Consider the following 14,576-nt stretch of genomic DNA (forward strand, 5'->3'; position numbering starts at 1 on the left):
GTGCCTCGTTATATTTTGTTCCTCAAATAAATCCTCTTCTGTATTACCGCTTTCAGGTTATTTCCTATCTCGAACATTATTCAACCAGTACATCATGTAAATATGGTATTATTTAACTTATCTTTGGTAAAAATAAAGTTCGATAAATAAGAGAAATAACATGATTAAAGAGTCTCTAAAGATCCATGGTAAAAGACAATTTGAAATCAAACAAAAGGTCCTGTTTCCACGTAAATCTAAAGAGATCCGCTATCAAGTTGAAACCTTTTTCTTTTTACCTTCTTCGCTGCAAGTTAACCCTGATCTGTATACGCCATCAAGCCTACAGCGTAGCCTAAAAAATTATATTAGATTGCGTCCACCGATTGTTAAGCTGTCATCGTTATCGGCTGAAAATGGGGTATTAGATAAGTTAAAACAGTGGATGGAGCAGCTCAACCCACAAGATCCCCCTTCACTAGATGAATATGAAAATAAGCTAAAACGCTATACGCTAACCTATAAAAGAACAGTTCGCTTAAATATCAAAATGGTGACTCAAACACCACAACGGCAAACCCCTGAACATATCGCGGGTTTACTTGCTGATATTGAAAACTGCCTCAGTCGCTATCGTGCGCTCGCAAGCTATGCCGCCGAGATTGAAAAAATAATCCACTCCAATGCATTTTCTTACTGTGATGAGTTTATGGCTTACTACACCATGAATTATTTACGCACCTTATTAAACGATAAGCACATACCGCTGCGTGAAGAAATTCGTCATTACTGGTATCAGGAGTTACGTTATCTTCAGAAACACTATCCTGACAGTTTTCCAAATAATGAAAATGACGCAGAGCTGGTCACCTACCGCCGAAATTTATTGAAAAAATACATTAATCGCTATCTTTATTTAGAAATTCGCCATAAGCGTGGAGCGCCACTATTATTGCACTCTATTTATGGTATTGCGGCTGCTATCTCAATGATTTTTGCGACTTTAATCGCCTTTATGTGGCAGGGTAAATACGGTGCACTGAGTGCAAATTTATTTCTGGCGATGGTCGTCGGTTATATTTTTAAAGATAGGTTTAAAGAAATCGGTCGAGAGCAACTTTACCGGTTATTCCAAAAATGGATCCCCGATCGTCAATTGCGAATTTATCGTGAAGGCGTTAAAGCCCCTGTCGGTATCTGTAAGGAGTCTTTTCGTTTTCTCAATGAAAATACGCTTTCCCCTGATATTCGTGAGATGCGCCAAAAGTCACATTGGGTCAATTTAGTGAATGTGCAGCGCGTCGAAGATATTCTTTATTACAGGAAGGATGTTCTTTTACATAATCGACCAACGGTATTTGAACAAGCACAATCTTCAATTGTCGATATTACCCGTTTCAATATCTCTGATTTTCTTAAATACATTGATATCAGTTATGAAGAACTTATGGTTAATGACGATGAGCCAACGATTATGGGTGAGAAGGTTTACCATATTTATATTTGTCGCCGAGTGACGATGAATAAGAAGACCTACAACGAACTTGCCCGATTGGTTGTCAATGCTGATGGCGTGAAACGCTTAGAAGTACTACAACCACTACAAGTGCTCAATACTAACGAAGATATTGAAATTCCACCTCAGTAAGCATTTAATTTAAAAACCTTTTTTCCAGCTTCATTATCACTTAAATAATTCAGACTACAGCAAGAAGAAAATTTCTTAGTCATATCCTAAATAGTTCCAATTGTAGGTAGGCGGCAAATGAATGAATCCCTAGGAACATAGAAAACTATGTGACTAGGGTGAATGAATGTAGCCAACACCCCTACAATTGGAACTATGACGGATATTAGTAGTAAAGGGCGATATGTTGATTAGCTATCTCCCGAATCTCCACCGGCGTATCAAAAATATCCTCTATAATCTCTGCTTTCATTATCTCTGCTGGGGAGCCGTGATAGGATAATTTCCCGTTTCTTAGTGCCACAATATAGTCTGAATAAACAGAAGCAAAATTAATATCGTGGATCACTAAGATGATGGTTTTACCCAATTCATCGGCTGCACGACGCAGTAATTTCATCATGATAACGGCATGCTTCATATCGAGGTTATTTAGCGGTTCATCTAGCAATACATATTCGGTGTCTTGGCAAAGTACCATTGCCACATAAGCACGCTGGCGCTGCCCACCCGATAATTCATCTAAATAGCGATGGCGCAAATCTGATAAATTTAAAAACGACAGTGATTCATCAATTTTTTGTTTATCGGCAACATTTAAGCGCCCTTTTGTATAAGGATAACGACCAAACCCGACAAGCTCTTCAACCGTTAATCGGCTAGCAAATTGATTTTCTTGACGTAAAACGGATAAACATGTGGCTAACTTATCACTAGGCGTTGTGGATACATCTAAGTCATTCACTTTGACATAACCGCCCTCATCAGCCACTAATAAGCGCCCAATAATCGATAATAATGTTGATTTACCCGCGCCATTTGGCCCGATGATCGAGGTAATACCGCTATTTTTAATTGTTGTTGTGACGTTATCTAAGACTTTAGTATCCTGATAACTTTTCGATATCTGACTAATTTCAATCATACTAAAACCTTCTTAACACCATATAAATGAAGAATATTCCACCAACGAATTCAATCACGACAGATAAGGTTCCTGCCATATTTAAGCCGTACTCTAAGATCAACTGCCCACCGATTAGCGCAATAACACCTAATAAGAATGATACGGGCAATAAGTAACGGTGTTGGCTACTGCCACTGACAAAATACGCTAAGTTTGCCACCATCAACCCTAAGAAGGTTAAAGGCCCAACTAAGGCGGTTGAAATCGCAACCAGTATCGAAATCAGCAGTAAAATAACCGTCACTTGATGGCGATAATTAATCCCTAAATTAACCGCATTTGCCTGCCCGAGTCCGATTACATCAAAGCAATAACGCATCCGCCATAACAATAAACCGACAACAACCGTAATGGCTAACGTAAAGAGGATAAGCTCGGGAGTTCCCTTGGTAAAGGTTGCAAACATACGGCTTTGCAAAATAGAGAATTCATTTGGATCCATTAAACGCTGCAGTAAAGTTGCGACACTACGGAATAATGTTCCAAGAATAATCCCCACCATCAAGACGAGGTTAATATTCATTTTGACAGAAACAAATAGCCAGCGGTAAAGCAATACCGAGAATAAAACCAGCAATGAAGATTCGAGTAAAAACTTACCAATATTCAACAGCCATGATGCAGGAAAGCTATCGGTATAAAAAATAAAGATAGTTTGTAGTAATACAAATAGTGCTTCTAACCCCATAATTGATGGGGTCAGTATCTTATTATTAGCGATAGTCTGAAACAGGACGGTCGACACCCCCGAAGCAAAAGCCACGACGATCATCGTCAGAACAATGTAACCACGATGCGGTAAGATATAAGCGAGGTTATTCCCCAAATTAATCGTCATATAAAGTATGACCGATAATATTGACAGTGCGAGTAGTATCCATATCCGTTGTAACGGCGTGATACCCTTTTTAACCGCCAGCGCAGGCGCTATTGATGTATTAACTTTTTGCATAACGTTGCTGCTTCAACAGTAAATATAAGAAAATAATAGCGCCCACCGCGCCTAAAATAACACTGGCTGGGATCTCGAATGGGTATCGTATTAAACGTCCGATGATATCGCATAGCAACACTAACCCACCACCCGCAAGACAAATCCATGGAATGGTTTTGCGGATATTATCCCCCATAATGAGGCTAACTAAATTTGGAATGATTAATCCAAGGAACGGTAGTGCCCCCACGACGACAACCACAACACCACTAATTAATGCAATAATAGATAACCCAATGGTCATCACCTTGCGGTAATTTAACCCAACATTAATGGAAAATTCACGCCCCATCCCCGCAACCGTAAAGCTATCGGCAATCCAGCAGGCAATAAGTGTCAAAATACCCACTAGCCATAACAACTCATATCGCCCTTGTAAGATGCTAGAAAAATCGCCACTCATCCAAGCGCCAAGCGACTGCAATAAATCAAAATAGTATGCAGTGAATACCGTTAACGCACTAATAACAGCGCCAAGCATGATACCAACGAGAGGAACGATCAGGGCAGATTTTAGGATAACTCGGCGCAATAAAACCATAAATAACATGGTGCCAAGAAGTGCAAAACCACTAGCAACCACCATTTTGGTCATAATACCTGAGGCGGGAAAAAAGGCCATTACGATCAATAAACCTAAGCTAGCGGATTGCGTTGTGCCAGCAAGAGACGGCTCAACAAAGCGGTTTTGTGTGAGAAGTTGCATGATAAGGCCCGCAACGCTCATCGCGCTACCGGCTAAGATCAAAGAGACAGTTCTAGGAATTCGGCTGATAAAAAAGATGTCTTGCATCTCTGGATCGGTGAAAAGCGAAACGGGTGATACGTCACCCGCTCCTATAAATAAGCTTAATACCGCTAATACCAATAATGCGATAATTCCACAAAAAAAATAAAGCGTTTTCATGGGTTAATTAGATTTACTCTTCTCTAATGCGTTATTGATATCATCCATTAATTTGGAATAAGTCTGTATGCCACCCGCAATATAAACAGCTGAGGAATCAAGGTAAGCAATTTGGCCTTTGTTCCATGCGGCAGTTTTTCTAACTAATGCGTTATCAAGCACTTCAGCTGCAGGTTGTGCGTCAGAGCGGGCAATTGCGCTGTCACGGTCGATAACAAATAACCAGTCAGGATTAAGTTTTACCAGTAACTCGGCATTAACGATGTTACCGTGGCGACCTGTATCTTCTGGGAATACATAAGCAGGTTCAAAACCTAGCTCATCAAAAATAAAACCAAAACGTGAACCTGGGCCATAAGCAGAAATTTTACCGCCACTGACTAAGATCACCATCGCTTTACCTGAATTTGGTGTTTTTGCTTTGATATCGGCAATTTTGCCTTTGAAGTCGGTGATGATTTTATCGGCTTCTTTCTCTTTACCGAAGATCACCCCTAATTCTGTTGTACGTTCCGTTAGGCTATCGATAAAACGTTTATTATCAATATCCATTGAAATTGTTGGTGCAACACCACTGAGTTTGTCATAAGCATCGCGAGAGCGGCTTCCACCTAGGATTAAATCAGGCTTAGCGTTACTGAGTGTTTCATAAGCAGGCTCAAACAATGTGCCCGCATTAACATAGTCTGTGCCGCTATATTTAGATAAAAATTTCGGTAAGTGGACGTTAGTTTGTGGCAGGCCAGCAACAGGTACACCAAGAGCATCGATGATGTCCAATGTCTCCATGTTCATAACGATAACTTTTTGCGGATGGCGAGGAATTTCTGTTTTGCCTTGGGCATGTTCAACGGTAATAACTTGCTTTTCAGCGACTTGAGAAGTCCCTGTGGTTTCTTTTGCATTATCGCAGCCCGCTAAGACTAACGCTGACAGTAATGCGATACCTGAAACTAATGATTTTGCAAACATCCAATTTTCTCCATCTTTCTTTTAAAGTACCGATAATAAACAGACTAACGACTCGAAGATGGCAGTATCTTACACGTTATTAAGCGCTAATGATATTAGTTTGCATTTGCATTTGATCGCAAAAATGTAAGAAAGCACGAATACGTCAATTTATTGCATCTATCGCACGTATTTATGCCCTAAATAATGTATCAGTTTTATAAAACATGAGGGGAATTAGCCAAATGAGCGTATATGATATGTGTATAAATAAGCGTCTATAGCAAGCGGATTGATACTTTAAAAATAACCAGGTTGAGTCACGCCATCGCCGAGCTTCTGTAACAACCTCAACCTGTTATTAATTAGAACTCACTAAAATTCCTGTCATTATTCATTTGGGAACTAATATCTTCTAAGAACCAATTAATTGGGGTTCCCATTAAGAATGCGAGTTTAAAGAGATGGTATAAGTCAATTTTTATTTTTCCCCTTTCATAGCGAGAGATTTGTTGCTGACTTACACCCAATAACTGGGCTAATTGATAGCCGGTATAGCCCAATTCTTTTCGTTTTTCTAAGATCCGCTGACCTACCATAAAATGGATTTTTTCACTGCTATTTTCTGAATACATATCGACCACCATTTATTAAGGCATGGTTAAAATTAAAGATGCGGCACCATTGAAAGCACCTGGAGCAACACGCCCACTGGTATCCAATCGCGCTTTCAGTTGAACGGTACTGGTACCACCGCCAGGAACATAAAGGCTCTGACCAACTTCACCCGGTCTATTATTAGGGCCTAAGAATAAACTTGCGTTTAAGCTGTTATCATTACGTAATCTAACTCGACCATTATTTGTACCAGAAGCAATCACCAGAACACTCATAGGCAAGTTACAGGTCACGCTTACAGTCACTTCTTGCATTAAACCATTTAAGCTCGCTTCATCAACTGAACCAAAATTAATATCGGGGATATTATTATTGATACGACATGCGCCTACCGGTGGTGGAGCGATCCCACATAATGAGCCAGGAAGCAAACCACCTCTTTGGGAGCCGGTTTCGTAAAATAACCCAACGCATTCCTGGTTAGATTGCAAACGCATCCCACGGTGCTGTGCAATCATAGGTCCAATAGGAAAGCCGACCTTACTCCTTGCAAATTCCTGAACTTGCCACATATATTGGTAGCCTCGGATACTTCCTATCGTTAATGTTGCACCGCCGGGTGTCCCTGCTGTCGTATGCTTATGATTAACACTGAGATTACACATTGCAGCACCATAACAAGGATTCAACGTACCACGAGGCTCGTCATCCCAACGTTCAATAATAAAGGTATAATCGGCATCACCCGTGGTACCAATCGGCTTAGATTCTGTAATATAAGAAAAAATTGCCGCTGATGCAGAGGATGAGACCATGGCTGCACCCAATAATAGAGAGGATAAAAATTTCATATTAGTTCACAGCCTTTATTATTCGTAATCTAATTTAAATGTTGCTGTCGCGTTATAAGGTCCAACTTTAATTGTCTTATTACTAATTGCGTCAGGTTCACCTTTTAAAAATGCTTGGAAATGCAATTGGGTTGCGCCATTTTGAAGCGCAATTTTTTCACCTTCCTGAGCAATATCTAAGGGAGAACCATCGGAATTTTGGATCCCAATGGCAAAGCCTGATGCAGTACTACTGTTAGACAATGCAAGGAAACCTGGTAATGCAGGACTTGGTGTCCCCGAGAAAGTCACTTTGACCGATTTACCAATACTGGTATCACAGTCAGATAACTTAATGACAAAATCCTTGCTTGCGGTATGACCATTCGCATAAAAGTTTTTTTCTGGTGTATCCCAAAAAATTAATGAAATCTTTTCATCGCCGGGCAAAATCGTGCACGGTTCTTCCACCAAATTACCCCGAATTTGTAGGTTATTAGGGATCGCTAGCGCACCGCTACCATAAGGTAATAGGGTAATAATTAAGGCTACTTTCGTCAGCATATTCATTATTGGTACTCCGCTAACAATGTCGCCGTAACTGAAAAAACCCCTTCCGGCAACGTTGAACCCGGTCGTTTTACAGGAACGACTTCGAGTATAGGAGGTTGGCCATAATTAATTTTTATCGGCTTATTAAGCTCAAATCCTTGTCCATTCTGGGTAATTCGCATACCGAGATCACGAATGTTAGTTTGCAATGCCGAGTCATCAAACCCCGTTTTAGGACCTTGTATTGATAACATCAGATCCCAACTGTGCATATTAGGGTCGCATTTCAAGCCATAATCGATAGGTTGGGCATAGTTGATACCATCAATTTTATGTAAGCCAATATCCTTATAAATAATCTCAATAATGCCATCATCATGAATAGTACATGGAGGTGGAATCAGTAATGTTCCATACATTTTCATGTTATCGGCTAAAACCATGCCTGTAGGAATAAAAAATAAGCTGACCAACAGTGGGATTTTTTTCATTATCTTATTCATCTTTATCCTCACTGGTACTCAATCATTAATGTAGCAACAGATTCAAATGCACCACCTTTAAGCGTTTTGGTTAGATCACGCACAGGCACAACTGAAAACTGAGGAGCATTTGGGTAAGTAAAGCGAATTTCTTCATTTAAACTGAGCTTACGCCCCCCATAACGGAGGGAAACACCTAACCCATCGATATTTGTCTCTAATGATTGGGTATCAAATGATGCTCGATTCCCTTTCACAGACATTTTCATTAGTTGAGTTGGCATTTTGGTACATTCAATTCTATAGTTAATCGGTTTTTCGTAAGCCACACCATCAACGCGTGTACTCATTATTTCGCCAAAATTAACTTCAATCAGTTCACCGTTGTTAATTTTGCAAGGTGGAGGAGCAAGTACAATCCCCCTAATTTGCACATAAACAACACCGGGAATAGCTCGAGTATTAGCTTGCGGATTAATACGCGTTTCTGGTAATCCTGCCTGTGATGCTGAAGCGAATAAGATCCCAGCGAGGCATGGCGCTAGTATGTATCGCGGCTTATTAAAATCAGTCATAATCCACCTTAAAGTCCATCACAGCACTGAAATTCCCTTCAGTCAGTTTTTCGGGCGTTCTCACCGGGGCAACAAAATAATTGAGAGAACCTTGTGGTGATGCTAAAAATTGGGGACGCCCGCGGCTGCCTAAACGAATATCTTGATCCTGTGCATCCTTCACTTCTAAAGCCACGCCAGATACACCTTTAACACTCAACATTTGTGGAAAATGTTTATCAGCGACACCAACAAAAGAGACCGTTATCACAGGCTGCATCGCATCCCAAGTCGGCGTATCTGTTCTGACATCTCTCGAGCGACTTTGTGTTCTAATACAGTTTTTAAACTGCAATTGAAACTGCACCGGTTCCGCCCTATCTCCAACTTTACGCAGCGAATATGACGGTATATCCCCAAGCGAAATCTCTTGTCGCTCTGACCTCGCCACATCCATAGTACAAGGTGCTTCCGTCATAAAACCTTTTACGACTACTTGTCCATGTAAGCCATCTACCTCCCAGCTATTGATACCAGATGCCAACACTGGGGCTAAACTGAATATGATCGTGCTGAACAGGAGAGTCCTTTTCATGTTTTTCTCCGTTAATTCTCTGTCGCTGATGCGACTTTACAGTTTGAACCGCTACAACTGAATGTCAGTTTAGGTCGTCCACCATAGTCATTGATGTAGGTCAGAACCGGCGCTGCACCCATTGCACTCGCACTTCCTTTTATTGTGCTACTGCTTTTTGGTGAAACCATCACAGGTTCAAATTTACTGGTTGTTTCTCCACCCACTTTAGAGCTGGCATCCACGATAGTGACAAAATAAGCCGTTGGGTTATTCACCTCATACGCATCACCTTTACGCGTTAAGGTTATTTGCTCTTGCCATGGATTAGACAGTTCTGTGCGCGTTGCATACAACGCTTTTGGTCGATAAAACAACTTAATACGTGTTTGTAGCGCAATCTGTAGAACGTTGGGTTCAGTACTGCGTGGTGGAATCTCACGTAAGTTAAAATAGAAAACACTTTCCCTATCCTGTGGTAATTTAGTGACATCAGGAAGTGATTGGATTTTCACTTGGCTACTTTCACTCGGCTCAACACGTTGTACTGGCGGTAATACCGCGAGCGGGCTTTCAATTTTATTGCCGCTAACATCTTCAATCCAACCTTGTGCTAAGTATGGTAATTCTTTGTTTTCATTCTTAATATTTAGGCTAATTGTTTTTTCATCACCATTAAAAATGACGCGAGTCCTATCTAAAGCGATTGCCGCCAACGCTTGGCTGCATAACACGGTTGATAACGTGACTGTTGTTGTAAAAAGCACAATTTTTTTCATATTCATAAGTACCAATTATTTTAAAAATCTAATAACTCGGATAATTCAGTATTAACCGCATCATGTTTAATATCTGGTGGCTTCAACAACCAACGTTGGCTTGGTGAAACACCTTGTTGAATCGGCGCTGGTTGACTAACCTGAACAGGCTGGTTCACCGCTGGCACATTTGACACACTTGGATTCATTGAACATGGAAGTAATAACGAATTAAATTCGACGCTTTCAATATTCTCTGGAATTTGGATCTTGCACTGAGCGCTTCCATTCCAGTGAACCTCTAGCACTTCATTAGGTTTTATACCGGAGATATACACAGAACCATTATCAGTAACGATCCCTAGTTCTCTGTTTTTATCGCTTCTCACGGTTGCGCCAAACGGAGGATAACTGCCATCAGCCAATGCCAACCTAACCATCGTTTTCAGTCCAGAAAGCACTTCAAATTCACGGTAAGCAATTGCGCCTTCGGTTAAGGTAATCTGCTGTGTTGAACGCATTGCTTCTATGGTATCGGGTAATTTATTAACATCGATTGATGCACTTGTACGGTAATAATCACTGATATCCGCAACCACCGCTTTACCAAATCGGTTTGTGTGTGTATTTGCACCAAAACCTTTCACTGGAACACCAGCTGCACCATCTGTGTCGACCATAATTCGGCTTCCACCCGGTGTATTAATTCGGTGTAATGCCACACCATGACCTGTTGCTGTTGCGCCGCCTTGTAAAGATAATGCCGCTGAAGCGGTATCCCCATTGATATAGCTAGTACTCGCAGTCACCGTTGCCATATCGGCAAAACGGGAGTAATACCCATCAACGGTTCCTCGTCCTCGGGTGCTTAAGCCCGTACCCACTCGGTATGTGCTTTGCTCATCAATACGGTCATAGTAGTTAACGTTATGTGAGTTACCATTTTTCGTCACCATGTTGTTGTAGCTGACGGTTGCTGCATCTGCCCATGGCATTGAAAGGTTCATGTACACGCCGTCATCATTTTTACTGTTTTCAAATTTGTTACGAAACGCCGTCAAACTGATATTGATATTTTTAAAACGCCCAAGATCGAAATATTTCGCAATCGAAACGTTATAGCGCTTTGTTGCCGGTTTATTCCAATAGGTTTCGTGGCTATAGTTCAGATAACTGGTTAGATCGACACTGCTAAAATGTTTATTAAACGTGATGGTATACAGCTCTTTACTGTTATCTAATGCGGACTCTCTATAACGACGGTCGAGATATTGGTTCATACTCATAAAGTCACGTTCAGAGAAGCGATAACCGGCGAAAGTGACTTGGCTATCATAATCTTCAAAACGTTTTGAATAACTTAAGCGGTATGAGCCGCCCGTATAAATTTTGTCATCACCGCGTAATTTGGCTCGAGACTCGGTCACATCGAATGAAATAGCACCAAAAGCAAGTAAGTCTCGACCAACACCCACGGATAATGCGTTATAGTCACCAGCGCCTAATGCCCCACCAAACAATGACCAACCGTTAGAGATACCCCACGTAAATTCACCAAGCACAAATCCTTGTCCTTCAGTATGGTGCTCCATATTGCTTGGACGTCCACCCGCCAGCTTAAATAACACCGTTCCAGGACGTGTCAAATAGGGAATGGATGCTGTATTCATTTGGAACTCTTGGACTGAGCCGTCTTGTTCTTCAACGCGGACATCTAACTTACCGCTTACTGCATCGCTTAAATCTTGGATACGGAAAGGTCCCGGCGCGACCTGAGTTTCATAGATAACTCGGCCTTGCTGAGTAATGGTCACTTTTGCATTTGTTCTTGCCACACCAGTGACTTCTGGTGCATATCCGCGAAGGTTTGGCGGCAGCATTCTGTCATCAGAGGCTAAACTTGCGCCTAAATAACGGAATGAATCAAAAATACCAGAACGCAAATATTGCTCACCCATCGTTAGTTTTGCATTTAATTCTTTTACTGCACGATAGGCGTAGTATTGGCTCCAATCCCAATTACGATCTGTCGCTTGGCCATTAATACGATTATAACTTGCTTGCCAATCGGCACGAAAACGCCATGCGCCTAAGTTAAAGCCTGTGACACCATTACCCGTAATACTTTGAGAGTTTGCAGAGTCTGCCGGGCGAGTCACATTAGCATTCAAGTTATAGTCAAAGAATACAGCCGGAACCCCTTCATCCCAACGAGAAGGTGGATCCCAATTAGTAGAGGTATATTCTATGTAAGCCTGCGGAATAGTAATGGCGATAGTTTCTTTAGGAAGCGAGCCACTTACTGTTATCCCTGGAATCGAATCAATATTTAAACATTGCCCATTATGGGTATATTGAACTTTTTTCTGCCATTCACTGCGTAATGAAATATGCTCGACTAACTCGGGGGTTAGACAAGGCACCGTTATACTGTCATCACCATCAACAGCCATATATTCAATGTCATAAATCGTTGAAAGTGCTTGGCTATTTAATGTTATTTTAAATGGATATACACCTGGCATGACATAGCCAGCGCGTGAGAATTCACTTAAAGAAATATTTTCCCTATCCTGTAGGTCTAAAATATCAGTATTAAACTCTATATCTTGGTTTGCGTTCGCGACATGAATATGCGCAATCGCAATGAGCACCATAGCGGCAACAGGCGTTAGAAAATAACTGACTGAGTTAGGAAATACTTTATTTTTACTTTTAGATAACAGAGCCATAATAGTCCCTTAGCGATAACTCAGTAGTAATCCATTTTAAAACGGATAGTTGCCTGATAATTCCCTGATTTTAAATGCTTATTATTTGCAACTACACGTACCCCATAATTAAGGGTTGTTTCCCCAGGCTTAATTGCTAAATCAGCCATTGGTTTTCCGGGTATTGCCGTATTTCCATCAGAGTCAGTAATTTTCATCGATAACCCGTTTGCATGACCAAATACATCAAAATTACGGCCATCAGTAGGACCATCAAATGTTATTCTGAAAGATTGCCAGTTAGGTTTTCCAGGCATTATTGGTGTTAGAACACAGTTGATAAGACGTATAGAGAAATGGCTTATTGGGCTTTCTCTATCCTGTATTATTTGGCTAACGGGTACAGTTGTTATGCTAACTGACTGGTCACGGCTACCTGCATCAATCGCACACGGGGCTTCAATAATTGAGCCATCTAAACTCACATATCCGATAGGTAGTTCCTGTGCCCGGGACATTTGCCCTTGTGCGTTAGCAATCGGGATAAACACCATTCCTGAAAGCACCATGACAATTATGCCAAAGTGATTCATAGCTACTCCATTTCAATTTAATAACGAATCTCAACGCATTAAAATTAAGCCCATACATCCCTGTATGGGCTAAACCAATTATTGGTAGGTCAAAGCAAATGTTGCGACTGCATCAAACTTACCTGGAACCGCAGGGTTCGCTGCATCACCTTGCAAGTACGCTGCGAAACGCAGTGTGTTTGAACCAACCAGTAATGTTTGCTCAGCTGTTTTTTCACCCAGTTTGATTTGGTTTCCACCAACATCAGTAATAACAACAGCCGCATTTTTACCAACACCATTGATTGCTAATGAACCAGTTTTGATTGGGCTTGGAACACCAGTGAATGTTGTAGTGACTGTTTTTAACGTAGCGATATCACACTGCTCTAACTCAAGTTGGAATGGACGAGGAGTACTAGAACCACCCGCGTTTAACAACGAAGTTGCAATTGATCCTAGTGGAACATTTTGTTTTTCTGAGCTTGGTGAAATTGAGCATGGTGCATCAATAATAGTTCCTTCAAATGTAACTACACCACTACCTTGGTTTGCAGCAGCAGAACCTGCAGCGACAGCCAGACCAAAACCTAATACTAAAGCGAGTTTATTCAATTTCATTTTATATATTTCCATTAGATAAAAAGACGACACAAATTAAAATAACGAGTTATTATTAATCTGATTATTTTAATTTTTTCTTAAACTATATTTGGATAGTTGATTCATTAAAATTGATACTGATAAATTTTATTAGGAACATTAAATCCCATAAATAAATCTAACAACTAAAAGGAGTACCAATGAGGGTCATTATTCTATTACATTAATCTTATGTCAAATAGCTTAAATAAAATGAAAATTAATGTCTAAGTTGGTGATATATATATATTAAGCAATTATCCACCATCTATAATTACTCTATAATGGGATATATACACACCTAACCTTCAATTAAAATGCAGATTATTAAGCAAAAAAAAATAAAATATAAACAATCAACATTAATAAAGTATTTTACACTCGTTTTAGGTGTTTTTTTTAGAATAAAAAATCATTAACCTAGAACTTTTGATTGCGTCAATTTAATTAAACCATTGAATCATGCTGATAATTAATTTAATTAATGAGATGAGTCTTAAAAATAAAAAATAAATCATTTCATAATGTTTCGTTATTAACTTACTGTTACATACATAATTTATTTTTATATTAAAATAACAAAATACAATATAAAACAGATACAAAACAAAATATTACTCAAATAAAATCAATTAGATACATGAAATAAAAGTTAAACAAAAAATATTAATAAAAAAATATCAAACAAAAAATCATTTTTATAAAATGATAAAAATAAGATTATCCTCCCCAAGATAAAACCGATTTAAATTACAAGGAAAATCAGAACAACTTAAATTCACAATAAAATTGTATAAA

Annotated in this window: 15 protein-coding genes; 1 reads left to right on the forward strand and 14 read right to left on the reverse strand. The window is 39.9% G+C overall.

Features of this window, described 5'->3' with window-relative positions; translation table 11 throughout:
* Positions 1-160 precede the first annotated feature (160 nt).
* On the forward strand, positions 161-1,627 hold the full coding sequence (locus M998_RS08310) for a hypothetical protein (protein WP_068440190.1): 1,467 nt from the start codon (positions 161-163) through the stop codon (positions 1,625-1,627).
* Positions 1,628-1,832: 205 nt separating this feature from the next.
* Here the strand turns inward: M998_RS08310 and M998_RS08315 are convergent, their stop codons facing one another.
* The 14 genes from M998_RS08315 to M998_RS08380 all read right to left on the reverse strand — a co-directional run bounded on the left by M998_RS08315 (position 1,833) and on the right by M998_RS08380 (position 13,757).
* A complete protein-coding gene (locus tag M998_RS08315) occupies positions 1,833-2,591 on the reverse strand; it encodes an iron ABC transporter ATP-binding protein (RefSeq protein WP_068908401.1) in 759 nt (252 codons plus the stop codon).
* 1 nt (position 2,592) lies between these two features.
* Positions 2,593-3,585, reverse strand: coding sequence for an iron chelate uptake ABC transporter family permease subunit (locus tag M998_RS08320; RefSeq protein WP_068440184.1), 993 nt, complete (start codon positions 3,583-3,585; stop codon positions 2,593-2,595).
* On the reverse strand, positions 3,572-4,534 hold the full coding sequence (locus M998_RS08325; protein ID WP_068440182.1) for an ABC transporter permease: 963 nt from the start codon (positions 4,532-4,534) through the stop codon (positions 3,572-3,574). Before M998_RS08325 ends, M998_RS08320 begins: the two co-directional genes overlap by 14 nt.
* Before the next feature lie 3 nt (positions 4,535-4,537).
* Positions 4,538-5,506 carry a siderophore ABC transporter substrate-binding protein gene (locus M998_RS08330; protein WP_068440180.1) on the reverse strand — a complete coding sequence of 323 codons (969 nt, stop codon included), beginning with the start codon at positions 5,504-5,506 and terminating at the stop codon, positions 4,538-4,540.
* A gap of 344 nt (positions 5,507-5,850) precedes the next feature.
* Positions 5,851-6,120, reverse strand: a complete 270-nt coding sequence (locus M998_RS08335) for a helix-turn-helix domain-containing protein (RefSeq protein ID WP_068440177.1) — start codon at positions 6,118-6,120, stop codon at positions 5,851-5,853.
* 15 nt (positions 6,121-6,135) lie between these two features.
* Positions 6,136-6,954: an MrpH family fimbial adhesin gene (locus tag M998_RS08340; protein ID WP_068440175.1), complete on the reverse strand. Its 819-nt coding sequence runs from the start codon at positions 6,952-6,954 to the stop codon at positions 6,136-6,138.
* Positions 6,955-6,972: 18 nt separating this feature from the next.
* Positions 6,973-7,503, reverse strand: coding sequence for a fimbrial protein (locus tag M998_RS08345; protein ID WP_068440172.1), 531 nt, complete (start codon positions 7,501-7,503; stop codon positions 6,973-6,975).
* Positions 7,503-7,988 carry a fimbrial protein gene (locus M998_RS08350; protein ID WP_068440168.1) on the reverse strand — a complete coding sequence of 162 codons (486 nt, stop codon included), beginning with the start codon at positions 7,986-7,988 and terminating at the stop codon, positions 7,503-7,505. Before M998_RS08350 ends, M998_RS08345 begins: the two co-directional genes overlap by 1 nt.
* A gap of 8 nt (positions 7,989-7,996) precedes the next feature.
* Complete coding sequence (locus M998_RS08355) at positions 7,997-8,542, reverse strand: fimbrial protein (protein ID WP_068440166.1); 546 nt, start codon at positions 8,540-8,542, stop codon at positions 7,997-7,999.
* Positions 8,535-9,116, reverse strand: coding sequence for a fimbrial protein (locus M998_RS08360; RefSeq protein WP_068440163.1), 582 nt, complete (start codon positions 9,114-9,116; stop codon positions 8,535-8,537). The genes M998_RS08355 and M998_RS08360 overlap by 8 nt, the downstream gene beginning before the upstream one ends.
* A gap of 11 nt (positions 9,117-9,127) precedes the next feature.
* Complete coding sequence (locus M998_RS08365) at positions 9,128-9,880, reverse strand: fimbria/pilus periplasmic chaperone (RefSeq protein ID WP_068440160.1); 753 nt, start codon at positions 9,878-9,880, stop codon at positions 9,128-9,130.
* A gap of 14 nt (positions 9,881-9,894) precedes the next feature.
* Positions 9,895-12,585, reverse strand: a complete 2,691-nt coding sequence (locus tag M998_RS08370; RefSeq protein WP_068440155.1) for an outer membrane usher protein — start codon at positions 12,583-12,585, stop codon at positions 9,895-9,897.
* Between the two features lie 20 nt (positions 12,586-12,605).
* Positions 12,606-13,157: a fimbrial protein gene (locus M998_RS08375; protein WP_068440151.1), complete on the reverse strand. Its 552-nt coding sequence runs from the start codon at positions 13,155-13,157 to the stop codon at positions 12,606-12,608.
* A gap of 78 nt (positions 13,158-13,235) precedes the next feature.
* Positions 13,236-13,757 carry a fimbrial protein gene (locus M998_RS08380; RefSeq protein ID WP_068908403.1) on the reverse strand — a complete coding sequence of 174 codons (522 nt, stop codon included), beginning with the start codon at positions 13,755-13,757 and terminating at the stop codon, positions 13,236-13,238.
* Between the last annotated feature and the right edge of the window lie 819 nt (positions 13,758-14,576).

It is taken from the genome of Providencia heimbachae ATCC 35613, from assembly GCF_001655055.1.
GTDB lineage: Bacteria > Pseudomonadota > Gammaproteobacteria > Enterobacterales > Enterobacteriaceae > Providencia > Providencia heimbachae.